The organism is Metabacillus crassostreae (genome assembly GCF_016908395.1).
Classification (GTDB): domain Bacteria; phylum Bacillota; class Bacilli; order Bacillales; family Bacillaceae; genus Metabacillus; species Metabacillus crassostreae.
Window position 1 is genome coordinate 204,407 of record NZ_JAFBDU010000001.1, and the last position, 13,852, is coordinate 218,258.

General features: G+C 33.4%; 13 protein-coding genes. 10 read left to right on the top strand and 3 right to left on the bottom strand.

Annotated elements, in window-relative coordinates; genetic code table 11:
* Positions 1-370 precede the first annotated feature (370 nt).
* Positions 371-889 carry a DoxX family protein gene (locus JOC75_RS01060; RefSeq protein ID WP_204953460.1) on the top strand — a complete coding sequence of 173 codons (519 nt, stop codon included), beginning with the start codon at positions 371-373 and terminating at the stop codon, positions 887-889.
* Between the two features lie 68 nt (positions 890-957).
* Here the strand turns inward: JOC75_RS01060 and JOC75_RS01065 are convergent, their stop codons facing one another.
* The 3 genes from JOC75_RS01065 to fdhD are packed head-to-tail and all read right to left on the bottom strand — an operon-like array spanning position 958 to position 3,036.
* A complete protein-coding gene (locus JOC75_RS01065) occupies positions 958-1,185 on the bottom strand; it encodes a group-specific protein (RefSeq protein WP_204952286.1) in 228 nt (75 codons plus the stop codon).
* Between the two features lie 12 nt (positions 1,186-1,197).
* A complete protein-coding gene (moaA, locus tag JOC75_RS01070; protein WP_204952288.1) occupies positions 1,198-2,220 on the bottom strand; it encodes a GTP 3',8-cyclase MoaA in 1,023 nt (340 codons plus the stop codon).
* Positions 2,221-2,241: 21 nt separating this feature from the next.
* The gene (gene fdhD, locus JOC75_RS01075) at positions 2,242-3,036 is read right to left on the bottom strand and encodes a formate dehydrogenase accessory sulfurtransferase FdhD (RefSeq protein ID WP_204952290.1); all 795 of its coding nucleotides are present in this window, start codon (positions 3,034-3,036) and stop codon (positions 2,242-2,244) included.
* A 572-nt stretch (positions 3,037-3,608) separates the two neighbouring features.
* Here fdhD and JOC75_RS01080 point away from each other — a divergent pair.
* The 9 genes from JOC75_RS01080 to JOC75_RS01120 all read left to right on the top strand — a co-directional run bounded on the left by JOC75_RS01080 (position 3,609) and on the right by JOC75_RS01120 (position 13,847).
* Positions 3,609-4,880: an L-lactate MFS transporter gene (locus JOC75_RS01080; RefSeq protein WP_204952291.1), complete on the top strand. Its 1,272-nt coding sequence runs from the start codon at positions 3,609-3,611 to the stop codon at positions 4,878-4,880.
* Positions 4,881-4,952: 72 nt separating this feature from the next.
* Positions 4,953-5,312: a Na-translocating system protein MpsC family protein gene (locus JOC75_RS01085; protein WP_204952292.1), complete on the top strand. Its 360-nt coding sequence runs from the start codon at positions 4,953-4,955 to the stop codon at positions 5,310-5,312.
* A 298-nt stretch (positions 5,313-5,610) separates the two neighbouring features.
* Entirely contained in the window at positions 5,611-7,971 is a 2,361-nt protein-coding gene (locus JOC75_RS01090) for an FdhF/YdeP family oxidoreductase (protein WP_204952293.1), read from the top strand.
* A 335-nt stretch (positions 7,972-8,306) separates the two neighbouring features.
* Positions 8,307-9,659 (top strand): MFS transporter, encoded by a 1,353-nt coding sequence (locus JOC75_RS01095; RefSeq protein WP_204952294.1) that lies wholly within the window; start codon positions 8,307-8,309, stop codon positions 9,657-9,659.
* A gap of 88 nt (positions 9,660-9,747) precedes the next feature.
* Complete coding sequence (locus JOC75_RS01100; protein WP_204952295.1) at positions 9,748-9,948, top strand: hypothetical protein; 201 nt, start codon at positions 9,748-9,750, stop codon at positions 9,946-9,948.
* Positions 9,949-10,087: 139 nt separating this feature from the next.
* Complete coding sequence (locus tag JOC75_RS01105) at positions 10,088-10,858, top strand: DUF4397 domain-containing protein (protein WP_204952296.1); 771 nt, start codon at positions 10,088-10,090, stop codon at positions 10,856-10,858.
* Between the two features lie 132 nt (positions 10,859-10,990).
* The gene (locus tag JOC75_RS01110; protein WP_204952297.1) at positions 10,991-11,230 is read left to right on the top strand and encodes a hypothetical protein; all 240 of its coding nucleotides are present in this window, start codon (positions 10,991-10,993) and stop codon (positions 11,228-11,230) included.
* A gap of 452 nt (positions 11,231-11,682) precedes the next feature.
* Positions 11,683-12,393, top strand: a complete 711-nt coding sequence (locus JOC75_RS01115) for a response regulator transcription factor (protein WP_204952299.1) — start codon at positions 11,683-11,685, stop codon at positions 12,391-12,393.
* The gene (locus JOC75_RS01120) at positions 12,390-13,847 is read left to right on the top strand and encodes a HAMP domain-containing sensor histidine kinase (RefSeq protein WP_204952301.1); all 1,458 of its coding nucleotides are present in this window, start codon (positions 12,390-12,392) and stop codon (positions 13,845-13,847) included. The genes JOC75_RS01115 and JOC75_RS01120 overlap by 4 nt, the downstream gene beginning before the upstream one ends.
* Positions 13,848-13,852: the final 5 nt, after the last annotated feature.

The window sequence follows — 13,852 nt, forward strand, 5'->3', positions numbered from 1 at the left end:
TCCAGCCTTAATCTTTTTAACTATATGTAAAATGATATTAAAAGATGGCTGTTTTTTTGTAAATTTTGTTGTTCGTAGAATACAGATTGTATAAACAAGAGTTAACAGTACTATTAAGGATTATCATAAAGGAAATATCTTTATATACTAGAAAATCAGTGAGCTTTATCACAGTAAGAGGATTTTTCTTTTTATTCTGAACAGATTGTGAAGTCTCTTGTTACTTTGATGAAAAAGGTGTAAATTATAAATATAGAAAGTAAGTGAAAACATTCACAAACTTTCTACTTTAAAAGCTAGCTAGCAGACTCGTTGATTTAATCTCATATGTGAATTTCTTCACAAAAAAATAAGGAGATGACTAATCATGATGAACATTATAAAAGGACCGAAAATGGCGATCATATGGACAATATTACGTGTATGGTTAGGTGTTCAATGGCTAAAGGCAGGAATACCTAAGGTGACAGGTGAATTTGATGCTACAGGATATTTACAAGGTGCAATAGCAAATGCAAGTGGTGATCATCCAGCTGTGCAAGGCTGGTATGCAACATTTCTTGAACAATTTGCACTTCCTAACGCTGGATTATTTAATATATTAATTCCATGGGGAGAAGTACTAGTCGGAGTTGGTTTAATAGTAGGAGCTGCAACATTACCTGCATTAATTGCTGCAGGATTTATGAATCTTAACTTTTTACTTGCTGGAACAGTTAGCACTAATCCAATACTATATACAGCTGCAATGATCTTAATAGGAGTAGGGACAGCAAGCTACTTCTACGGAGTAGATAGAATTCTACTTCCTTATGTAAAAATGAAAATTGAGCAACGACGTGAGAAAAATAAAAATGATCATACTCATAAACATCTACCTGTACACTAAATGTAAATGGATAACAAAAAAGGACAGATTAAGTCACTGTCCTTTTTTTGTTATCTTAATATAGTGATTTATTGAAATAAATCTTCGAATTTTTTATTGCGTATTTGTTTTTCCTCATCTGAAGCTAAGTCATATTTCTTTAATAAATGAAATACTTCATTTAATTCAGTTTGTTTAAGCGATGAATTTAAATAGTTTAAACAACTGGTAGCTAATTCTTCAGGTAGATATGCTATTTGTTCTGTTAGCTTTTTCTTAACATCATCTAAAGAATGATCAATTTTACACGAACTCATTATTACTTCCCCCTAACCACCGATATGAGACATCTCAATTTTTTTACGAGTTTTAGAAGAATCGCTTCGATCTAAAGAGTAACGATCTTTTCGGTTAAACCAAATTTTTTCAACTAAATCTTTTAGTTGATCATCCGATGCTCCTGATCTAATTGGCTCTCTTAAATCATGTCCTATAGAAGCAAATAAACATGTATACAACATGCCGTTAGCAGAAAGACGAGCTCTATTACATGTTGAGCAAAAAGCATCTGATACAGAAGATATAACCCCAATTTCCTCATGTGATCCACTATAACGATACCGCGAAGCAACTTCACCAGTATAATTAGGATCAATTGCTTCAAGAGGCATCACTTGATGGATATCTTGAATAATCTCTTTTTTTGAATAGACATCTTTTAAGTTCCACTTGTTTGTGTTACCAACATCCATGAACTCAATAAAACGTAATATATGTCCTCTTTCACGGAAATATTTAGCCATCGGTATGATTTCATGTTCGTTCATACCACGTTTTACAACCATATTTATTTTCACTCTTAAACCAGCTTTATCAGCAGCATCTATTCCATCTAACACAGTTTTAACTGAAACATTGCGACCATTTATTTTTCCAAATACTTCATCCTGTAAGGAATCTAAGCTTATAGAAACTCGTTTTAGGCCAGCAGATTTTAAATCATTAGCAAATTTCGGTAAAAGTGAGCCGTTTGTTGTCATGGCAATATCTTCTACACCTTCAATTTTATTAATCTTCTCAATGAGGTGGGGTAAATCCTTTCTCATTAAAGGCTCTCCACCAGTGATTCTAATTTTTTGTACTCCTAGGGAAGTAACAAAGATTTGCGTTAATCTTTCTATTTCTTCATAAGATAATAGCTGATTTTTCTTTAAAAAAGGATAATCAGGCCCGAAAATTTCAGCTGGCATACAATACGTACATCGAAAATTACATTTATCTGTAACGGAAATTCTTAAATCTCGCAGTGGGCGATTAAAGTAATCATAAACCGCGTTATCTTTTGAATTCAAACCTGTATACCTCCTTTTGTCTTAATCTGCTTTAATCCGCTCAGGATGTGAATACACATTAAATGATTGACCGCGAATAAATCCTACAGCTGTAATGTTCAAATCCTCAGCAAGCTTTATAGCTAGATCAGTAGGAGCAGATTTTGATAATACAATTCCTACACCAATTTTAGCAGCTTTTACTAAAACTTCCGAAGAAATTCTCCCGCTGAATACAATAATCTTATCACGAACAGAAATTTTATTTAAAATACTATATCCATATAATTTATCTAAAGCATTATGTCGTCCAATATCAGTCATACTTACAAGTAGTTCTTCATGTGTACAAAGTGCAGCATTATGCACACCACCTGTGTCTTTAAAAACAATACTGCTCGATTGCATATCACCCATAAGCTGAATACATTGTTCGGGAGTAATCGTTAATTTTGCAGTTGACGTCTTTGCTGTTTTTACATCATTTTGAAAATAAAATTGTCTGCTTTTACCACAACAAGATCCGATAAATCGTTTTGTATATTGCTGTTGATTTGATGAAATTTCAACATGTAATGTTACATAAGCAAAGCCGGTACCCTCATCAATGTGTAATGATTTAATATCATCATAGTAACGAATAACGCCCTCTGAAGCTAAGAAACCAATAATCATCTCCTCAAAATGAGTAGGGGTGCAAACCATTGTGGCAAACTCTTGATCATTTACAATAATAGTTAATGGGAATTCTGAAACAATATGATCATCAGTATCGATCAGTTTTCCGTTGAAATATTTTATGATTTTACGATTAACACTCATATCCATACTATCCATATCATTCTCACCTGAATTTTTAAGATTACTAAAGTATAAACATAGAATGTTTTTTTAAACAAGTAGTAAAGATTAGCTCTTACTAAAATCGATTAATAACATACTAGTTTGATATAATATGCGTTAGCTCCAATCTGGAATAAAGTATATAAAAATTTTGGATTAACCATACTATTATAGGGAAGCTTTTGAATGACAATAATATGCAAAGGGACATATTTATCAAATCACCTATATTTGAAAAAATAGCGTAAAGCATCAATGTTGGGAAATAAATAAAAAATTGTTGCGGTAATAAAAATATCATGGTAGTATTTCTTTACAAAGTTCATGATTTTGTAACATCTTGTTCTCGTGGCAGCGAACCTGTCTACGGCTCAGTATGTTGCATTAATGTAAGCGATTAACTGTTGGTCCGATAGTAGCGATACCTGCTTGAAACTAACCGTCAATCACCAAAAATTTGCACAGCTATGTTGCATGTTTTTGGAGGTTGGCGGTTTCTTTGTATTAGGCTCTTTTAAAAGAAGTAAGAAAACAGCCTTAAATTAAATGAATGAGGAGATGAATTTGTGAAAAAGACAAAAAATCGGTGGCTAATTGCTGCATCTGCAGTAGGGATTCATATTTCAATTGGATCTGTATATGCGTGGAGTAATTTTACAAATCCGTTGATGGAAGAATTCGGATGGACATCACAGCAAGTTCAATTAACATTTAGCTTAGCGATCTTATTTTTAGGTTTATCAGCAGCATTTCTAGGTCATTTTGTTGAAAAATATGGACCAAGAGCAGCTGGACTTCTAGCAGCAGCATTTTTTGGAGTAGGTGTAATTGGTGCAGGATTCGCTGTTAGTATTGGTTCACTTACTCTCCTTTATGCTACATATGGTGTACTTGGAGGAATTGGTCTTGGAGTAGGTTATATTGCTCCGGTTTCTACATTAGTTAAATGGTTTCCTGATCGAAGAGGATTGGCAACTGGTCTTGCCATTATGGGCTTTGGATTTGCAGCAGCGATTAGCAGCCCAGTAATGGAAATCTTAATCAATTCTGTCGGAATAGCAAATACCTTTTATATTTTAGGTGCATCTTATCTTGTTATTATGACTTTATCATCACTTTACTTAGAAAAACCACCAGTTAACTGGGTTCCTGAAGGCTTTAACGAAAAAATCAAATCTGGAAAATCAAGAATTAAAGAAGATTTGTCACAGTTAACGGCAAATGAAGCAATCAAAACATCAAGATTCTACTATTTATGGATTATGCTATTTATTAACGTTACATGTGGAATTGCTATTTTATCAGCAGCTAAACCTCTCGCACAGGAAAGTATTGGACTTTCTACAGCAGAAGCAGCAGCTTTAGTCGGTGTTTTAGGAATTTTTAATGGTCTGGGCCGTATTGGTTGGGCTTCAATTTCAGACTTTATTGGTAGACCAAACACATACACAACATTCTTTGTTATTCAGATCATATTGTTTGCGGTTTTACCACATACACAAGAAGCGATATTATTCCAAGTTATGTTGGCAATTGTTTATACATGCTATGGTGGTGGGTTTGCGGCAATTCCAGCTTACATCGGCGATTTATTTGGAACAAAACAGCTTGGTGCAATTCATGGTTATATTTTAACTGCTTGGGCAGCAGCTGGATTAGCAGGTCCAATGTTCGCAGCATGGATGAAAGATACAACAGGAAGTTATGCTACTAGCTTAACGTTCTTCGCTGGAATGTTTGTTATTGCACTTGCCGTATCGATCTTGATACGTCGAGATATCAACAAGTTACGTCAACAAAATGCAACTAAAAATCCTAACAGCACTATGGCAGGCTAATTCTCCTTCCAAAACGTTCATAGATGTGGTAGAATACCTCATGCTAACACCTCTAGTAGGTAGGAGGGTATTATGAATAAGTACGAAGCTGAATTTAGTAATATAGTAAGATCCTTTCGAAAAAAACATATGGGTAAAGGTCCTAGTAAAATTACAACAACGTTTTGTAAAAATTGGGCAATATGTGAAATGGAAGGTAATTTGTCACCAGTGGAAAAATTTATAGCAAGTGCAGATGAAGGGAAACAAGCCCTACGATCTGCTAGAACTGAAATGGTTAAGCAAATGTATAAGAAGCATCCTCCAGTTGAAATGGAAGATTTCTTAGGATGTCATTTTGTAGACCTTTTTGTAGACATTGATATTGATAGAGACTTTGGTATGTCAATATTTGTTTTTGATGAAGATATTCAAGATAAATTTAGTAAATAAATAATTTAGGTATGGCACTTAGTAGCGACCCTGCAAAAGACTAACCACCGTTTAACTCAAATCTAACTAATTTGGGTATTGACGGTGGTTTTTTATTTAATTGTACATTTACTTTAATTATGGAAGGTAGACCAAATGAAAAACAAATTATGTTTTCATACGAAAAATTAGCTTATTGCTATTTCATCTTAATTACCAATAAGCTAGTTTTTCTTCTGAATTCCATTAATGTGTTTTCATATTAAAACACATCAGTTAGAGCTTTCTTTCATAGTTTAATAGATAAGGAGTGATTCATATGGGAGAATCAAAACATCAAGGCCCTATAAAAGCAACAAAATCACCACAGCCTAAACATTGGGTAAGTCCAATTCCTTTTGGCTTGGGCAAAGTGAAGCCACAACATTTTCGTGATACGATGAAAATTGCATGGGATAACAGAGATAATTTAGGTTATGCAACACGTATAGTAACCAAAGGTGTTTGTGATGGATGTGCATTAGGCGTTTCCGGTTTATATGATCAAACATTAAAAGGACCTCATATGTGTACAACAAGGTTAAATGTATTACGCCTAAACACAATGCCGGCTTTAAAAGAAGAAATTGTACATGCGGACATTGATGAGCTAAGAAAATATAGTAGTACAGAGCTAAGAAAGTTAGGAAGAATTCCATATCCACTTATTCGACGAAAAGGAGAAAGGAAATTTTCTCGTTTATCATGGGACGAAGCAATGGATGTGATTGCAGAAAAAATGAAGAAATTAGATCCTAAGCAATATGCTTTTTACTTAACATCACGTGGAATTACAAATGAATCTTACTACGTAGCAGCAAAGGTTTCTCGCTTTCTAGGTACGAATAATATAGACAATGCTTCACGTATCTGTCATTCACCAAGTAAAACAGCATTAAAGCGTTCAATTGGTGTAGGAGCCTCTACGGCTAATTATCAAGACTGGTTTGGTACAGATGTACTATTATTCTGGGGAAGTGTAGCATCTAATGCGTCTCCGGTTTCGACTAAATATATGTTAGAAGCTAAAAAACGAGGAGCAAAAATTATTGTTGTTAATCCTTATAAAGAGCCAGCAATGGATGAATATTGGATTCCTTCTAATATGGAGTCTGCTTTGTTTGGAACAAAAATAGCAGATGACTTTTATCAGGTAAACATTGGTGGAGATATTGCCTTTATGCACGGCATAATGAAGCATTGGTTTGAAATGGAAGAAAAATCTCACGGCTCTGCTATTAACCATGAATTTGTCCAAAAACATGTTAATGGTTATGAAGAGTTAAAAGCAACAGTTGAACAACAGTCATGGGATGAGATTATCAAATCATCTGGTATATCTCAGGAAAGAATTGCAGAATTAGCGATTTTACTTGCCAATAGTAAAAATGCTGTTTTTGCATGGGCGTTAGGATTAACCATGCATTCATTTGCAACAGATAATATTTCTCAAGTAGCAAACCTAGCTTTATTAAGAGGCTACTTAGGTCGTAAAAATAGTGGATTAATGCCGTTTCGAGGACATTCTTCTGTTCAAGGATCTGGAGAAATGGGCGCAGATCCATTTGTGCTTCCTGGTGGAGGATTTGATGCAGAAAATGTAGAACGGATTGAAAAAATTTGGGGATTTGATCTTCCAAAGTGGCAAGGAGATATTGTAGGAGTTACTCTTGAAAATATCGTTCTTCCAGAAGATCATGAACGAAAAATTAAGATGTACTATTTATCTGGAGGTAACTTCTTAGAAACAATGCCAGATCCTGACTTTGTGGAAAAAGCATTGTCAGAGCTAGATATTCGTGTGCATCAGGATATTATCTTTAATACATCAACACTAGTTGACGCAAAAGAAGCTGTTATTGTGTTACCAGCGAAAACTCGCTATGAACAAGATGGTGGAGGCACATCTACATCAACAGAACGAATGGTGTATTTCTCGCCTGAAATTGAAGGCAATAAAAACTATATTGAAGAAGCTCGATCAGAATGGAAAATTTATATTGATCTTGCCAAGCGTGTGAAGCCGGAAACTGCACATTTAGTAGACTTTAAAACTGGTCAGGAAATTCGCAATGAGATTGCAGTTGCAAACAGAGATTATGATGGAGTTCAACATTTAAAGAAGCAGGGTGATGTGTTCCAATGGGGTGGTGCATGGCTATGTGAAGGTGGAGTATGTCCAACACCAGATGGTAAGGGTAACCTAATTTCAGTTGAAATTCCTGATTTGAATAGAAAAGAAGGACAGTTCATTGTCACTTCTAGACGTGGTAAGCAATTTAATTCAATGGTCTATAAAGAAGTTGATCCTTTCAATGGTGCTGAACGATATGATGTCCTAATGAATGCAGAAGATGCAAAACGTCTAAGCATTGCAGATGGAGAAGGTATTGTTGTTTATAACGGCTTCGGTGTGTTCCAAGGAAAAGCCAAATTTGTTGATATTGCCATAGGTAATGTAGAGGTTCACTTCCCAGAAGGAAACTTCTTATTACCAAGAGGAAGATATGAAAAATTTGCAGGTATTCCAGATTATAATATCACGGCAACCGTTGAAAAAGCAGATCGCTTTAACGCACGAAAAGATGTTCAGTACCAAGAGAAAGTAATTGAAGATTTAGAGGTTAATGCACCTGTTTAAATAAAAGACATCCTTTTAAAATTAGAATATACATGGTAAAAGCCTGCATAGTATCAATTTATGCAGGTTTTTAGTTTTTAAAATATCTTATAGTACCTTTAAATGTGTTAAAAATCGTGAAGACATCTTTTTTTTCGTGACTCGAAGCATTTTGCTTTTATTTCTAACAGAATAAGGATTATGATATAGAAAGCAATTATTTAAGAAGGCTGTTTAAGAAACTTTGTTGTTTTTAGAATCATGATGGGAACACAGATAATGACGTCTATTAGCAACAATCTTTCTGAAAAGAGTCTTTAAGAAAGAAATAAGGTGATGGTATTTCAACTTTAACAATGAATGCAAAGCAACAAAATGAAGCTATACAAGAAAACAAGGTTGTATTATTTTGGAGTTTTACTGTTTGGCTTGTGGTTATGAATACCACAATGTTTAATGTGGCTTTACCAAGTGTATTACAAGATCTTTCCTTAGATTCAGCCACTGCCTCTTGGATCGTTTCTGGATACTCGATCGTTTTTGCAATTTCAACTTTAACATTTAGTAGATTATCTGATTATCTTCCAATTTCAAAGCTACTTTTGATAGGATTGTCTATTTTGGGGATTGCCTCAATTATTGGTTTCTTTTCTACTAATTTCGCTTTGTTACTTGCTTCTCGTGTTTTACAAGCAGCAGGTGCAGGTTCAGTTCCTGGTTTAGCAATGGTATTAGCAAGTAGGTATATTCCGATTTCCCGTAGAGGGAAGGCAATGGCCTTAATTGCTTCAGCATCTTCATTAGGATTTGGACTAGGACCTGTAATTGGTGGAGCCATTACTCAATATTTAGGCTGGAATTACTTATTCGTCATAACAGGGTTAGTTGTTTTACTTATCCCGATTTTTAAAAGGTTATTACCAAAGGAAGATGTACAAATAGTAAAATTTGATACGTTTGGTGGTATTTTAACAGCGTTAACTGTAACAGGCCTTTTATTATTTTTATCAAATTTCAATTACATTATTTTATTAAGTAGCTTAATTTGTATGGTTGTAATGTGGAAGCATATTCATAAAGTAGAAATTCCCTTTATTCAACCTAAATTACTTAAAAATAAGGAATATCTTAAATTACTATTTATTGGGTTCACTGCTTTTGTCAGTCATTTTGCAGCATTATTTCTTATGCCGATTATACTGACTACAGTTTTTAAGAAAGATCCTGCAGAGGTAGGTATGATTATATTTCCTGGTGCAATTTTATCAGCAATTGCTGCTCAATTCATTGGGCGCTTAATTGATCGTTTTGGCAACAAGCCGTTAATTTTATTTGGTCAATTATTTTTATTGATTAGCACAATTTTATTTGCGTTTTTCTCAACTGTATCTCCATATTTTATCTTGTTTACTTATATGTTTATGAGCACAGGATTTTCTGCACTTACCTCTAGTGTGGCAAATGAAGTTTCTAGAATACTACCTAAAGATGATATAGGTACTGGAATGGGAATGGCTCAGCTCATTCAATTTTTTGGAGGAGCTTTTGGAGTTACCCTAACTGGAATTATGATTACCCTGCAGCAGGAATTAGTAGAAGAAGTTATTTATCGTAACATTTTTACTGGCTTAATAATATTAGTGGTAATCGCAGTTATGACATTCACTCTTTATTTAAAAAATAATCGAAATAATGTTCACGCCACTTAAAATAGGAGATTATCCTGTCACACTCGTCCACACATCTGTTTATCTTGTACATAGAATATAGAAACAGATGGAAAGGAGTGGTTATAGGATGTCAGAGCAAAGAAGAAGACCTGTTATTAATGCAGAGCGTGTAATCATTAATGCAGATGAGGTTATTGTTATTGAAGCAAATGATAAAAGACGTCATCGTAGAGAAGATGTTGCTGGAATCGAAGATAGAAGAAAGTATTACGATGATGATAATGTACTAGGTGTAGAAGATAATCGTAAAAGACGTTTTCCTTGGTAATTTGAAAGACTTTTAATTAGTGGTCAAATCCTGAAATGGGGTTTGACCACTTTTTTTGTGTGATATTTTAGGAAATTGGAAACAAATCGGGCGTTTTACATATGTTATTGTATTGAAAATTTTCTATTGAGGTGAAATTATGCATAATAATCATGAACAGTTGCTTGTGTTAAGTGCAACTAAAAATGAAATGTTAGCCAATTTTTACAAATATTCAAATCCTGCTTTATCGATGATGTATTATCAAAAGCATTTAATGTGTATTCAACAATTAGCAGCAGCTGATTACCAAAATTATCATGGCAATCAACTGTACACAAGAGCAGGTGAGCAAAAATCTTTTGTTAGAGTTCTTCATACATCCCCAGACGCACCAGCTGTTGATGTTTATGTAAATGGTCATAAAGCGGTAACGAATTTAACGTTTAAAGAAACAACTGATTACTTACGATTATCACCAGGGCAATACACGATAGAGGTATATCCTGCAGGTGATATGTCACAGCCTGTTTTACAGGAAAGGATTGCATTAACTAGGAACACATACTATACAGCAGCTGCTACTGGAAAGTTAGCTAATATCATGCTTAATGTATTTGTTGATAAACCATATGTTAGTCCTAATCAAAGTAAAATAAGAGTAATTCATTTATCTCCTGATGCCCCTAATGTAGACATTTTTGTGAAGGATGGAGATCTATTATTTAAAAATATTCCATTTGGTAAGGCAACAGATTATCTTACATTCTCTCCAATGACAGTTAATTTAGAGGTTAGAATTGCCGGTACTAATAATGTTGTATTATCGATTCCTCAAGTACAGCTTCAAGAAGGGAAAACCTATACAGCTGTTGCAGTTGGCTTAGCAAATGGTATGCCAGAATTAGATGCTATCTTTTTAATGTCATAAATAATAAGGGAAAGTTAAGAAGTGACTTTCCCTTATTAATGTCTTTTTAGATTTAGGCACTGTACAACATTTTTATTGATTTCCTTTACAGGCAGCATTCGTAGAAAAATGTTTAAAAAGGAGCTACGAGTTGTGAAAACATTATTCATTGTCTTATTAATTATATTTGTTTTATTAACACTACTAAACAAGTCTAAAGAAAAAGGTAAATTATTTCAGGTTTATTCTATTAAGGATTTTACACAATTAAATCATCAAGGTTCTGTAGAAAAGGATGACATCTTTCATAAAGTGAATGAGTTTTTTAAGGGAAATCATTCGAAAATAGATGATCAATTTCATGAAAAAACAGATGATGATGGTGGAGAGTAAAATAATGCTTTTTTAAGTATAAGGTAGAAAACAAATACAATGGAACTATCAAGATTTATTAATAAAAAAAATTTTTGATAATTCAATATAAAGACTGATTATAAAGAGGATTTCATGGTAAAATAAAAAAGTTCTTATATATATCAGGGGGTAACAGATGGACGCAGCGGTTAAAAGGTATATAGAGTTATATCTTCACTTTTCAGAGGAATTAGGTCGTTTTTTAACAAAAAAAGAGCAGGATTTCATAAAGTGGTTAGTTATTAACGAATAAATACATAGAACACATAAAGAAAGGTTAACAATTTATATGTTAGCCTTTTTATTTTGTAAAAAATATCCATAATATGATCAATCAGCTAAAATATTAATAACAGTCAATTTATAAAGAGTTTATAAAGAAAATAATGGTATTGTTTTTCTTAGATATAATTGTAGTGAAAGAGGGGTTAATGTTGAGTAATGAATCCATATTATTAGTAGAAGATGATCAAGAGATTGCTAGAATTGTTTGTGATCATCTTAGAAAAGAAGGCTATCATATTACTTGGGCATCAACAGGTAAAGAAGGATGGGAAGATTTCAAGCTTAACACTTATCAGTTAGTACTGGTTGATTTGATGCTTCCCGAAATGGATGGATTAACGCTTTGTAAAAAAATACGATTAGAAAGTGAAATCCCTTTACTTATTATTAGTGCTAGACATGAGGATGAAACTAAAATCAAAGGATTAGATTTTGGGGCAGATGATTATTTAACAAAGCCATTTAGTCTTGAAGAACTAAGTGCAAGGTTAAGCTCACATTTAAGAAGGTATCGAAGGTATTTGAGAAAAGATGATCAAAATGTGATCTCGAAATATGCTCATGGATTGCAAATTGATTTTCTGAAAAAAGTAACTTACGTAAATGGTGAACCTATCTTGCTAACGACGAAGGAATGGGAATTGCTGCTGATACTAGCTAAAAATCCTTTTCAAACTTTTTCTAAATCAGAGCTATATGAACACATTTGGCAACAAGAGGATATGGAAGGCAACAATACGATTACAGTTCATATTAAAAGCTTGCGAACAAAGCTACATGATGTAAGTCGTTCAGCTAAGTATATACAAACTGTTTGGGGAATTGGCTATCGGTTTATTGGTGAGGAGATTATATGAAAATAAAATATTGGTTGATGATAAGCTTTCTAATTGTCATGCTTTTACCAATCATCACATTATATCTGCTTTACAGTAGTCTTAGCAGTTATGATGAAGAACAGGACTTTGTTGAATACATGAGTGTATATAATCAAACAAATCATATTGAAGCTAAGCTACAAAATCCAGATTTGTATACCATTCAGCCTAGGGAAAAATATAAAAGCATAGATAGTTTAGTAAGTAATAAGATTAAGATTGTCCTTTATCGATATGACGGAACAATTCTTTACTCTTCAATAGAGGATCCATCATCAACAATGATGTATCAAACCAATCTTAACACTTTATACCAAAATTTAAATGAAATACAAAAAAAACACAAATCCTATGTAATCAAAAAGCCAACCTTGCAAGAAGGTAAAATCATTGGGTTTTATGAAATAACGGTAGCCAGGGAGCAATGGGTAGAAGGTTTTAATGAACGCTCTATATTTTTATTTAGTGTAGTTGGTAGTTTTTTTCTTCTATTATATATAACGGTTGTGCTTTTACTAAATCGTAAACTAAACAAACCTTTATCTATTTTACAATATCAAATGAGTGCTTTTGCTAAAGGTAAGAATATAGAAAATTCATATCCTTATAGAAAAGATGAAATTGGTGATTTATTTATCCACTTTGATCAAATGAAAAAGCAAATCGAAGAAACAAGACTTGAGCTTGATAAACAGCAAAAGGAAAAAGAATTTATAGTAGCTGCTCTTTCACATGATTTAAAAACACCACTCACTGTTGTTCAGGCTTATACAGAGGCACTTTATCAAGATAAAACGCTAACACAGGAAGAAAAACGAGATTATAAAACGATTCTGTTTGATAAATTAAATTATATGAGACAAATGCTAGATGATTTAGCAATATATGCGGTACTTCAATCAACACAAGAAAAGATCGAACTAATTCATGTTGAGGGACAAGAATTTTTTGAAATGCTTGTTTCTAGTTATGAAGAACCATGTGCTAAAAGAAACCTTCACTTACACGTTCAGCAGGAAGTAGAAGGTAATTATAAAGTAAATGTTAAACAGATGATTAGAATTGTTGATAACTTAATGACAAATGCGATCCGTCATACCGAAAACGGAAAATCAATCTGGCTTGCTGTGCTATCAGAAAGAACAACTATTCCAAATTGGGTGTTTTCACCATTTTCTAAAGAACTAGATTTGTGGAGGCAGGATGGAACCTTAATTCTTGTCCAAAATGAAGGAGTTGAAATACCAAGTGACCTTCTAGAAATTGTTTTTGAGCCATTTAAGCAGGTTGAAGGAGCTAGGGGACTTGGAGGAAGTAGTGGTTTAGGCTTAAGTATAACGAAAATGTTAATTGAAAAACATGATGGGAAAATTAAGTTATGGTCAAAAGAAGGTTATGGCACCTTAGTAGCATGCTGGATTAAGGAAGGATGAGTAAA

Coding starts and splice junctions, on each gene's coding strand:
- JOC75_RS01060 (WP_204953460.1), top strand. CDS start 371: ATGAACATTATAAAAGGACCGAAAATGGCGATCATATGGACAATATTA.
- JOC75_RS01065 (WP_204952286.1), bottom strand. CDS start 1,185: ATGAGTTCGTGTAAAATTGATCATTCTTTAGATGATGTTAAGAAAAAG.
- fdhD (WP_204952290.1), bottom strand. CDS start 3,036: ATGGATAGTATGGATATGAGTGTTAATCGTAAAATCATAAAATATTTC.
- JOC75_RS01085 (WP_204952292.1), top strand. CDS start 4,953: ATGAATAAGTACGAAGCTGAATTTAGTAATATAGTAAGATCCTTTCGA.
- JOC75_RS01090 (WP_204952293.1), top strand. CDS start 5,611: ATGGGAGAATCAAAACATCAAGGCCCTATAAAAGCAACAAAATCACCA.
- JOC75_RS01095 (WP_204952294.1), top strand. CDS start 8,307: ATGAATGCAAAGCAACAAAATGAAGCTATACAAGAAAACAAGGTTGTA.
- JOC75_RS01100 (WP_204952295.1), top strand. CDS start 9,748: ATGTCAGAGCAAAGAAGAAGACCTGTTATTAATGCAGAGCGTGTAATC.
- JOC75_RS01105 (WP_204952296.1), top strand. CDS start 10,088: ATGCATAATAATCATGAACAGTTGCTTGTGTTAAGTGCAACTAAAAAT.
- JOC75_RS01115 (WP_204952299.1), top strand. CDS start 11,683: ATGTTGAGTAATGAATCCATATTATTAGTAGAAGATGATCAAGAGATT.
- JOC75_RS01120 (WP_204952301.1), top strand. CDS start 12,390: ATGAAAATAAAATATTGGTTGATGATAAGCTTTCTAATTGTCATGCTT.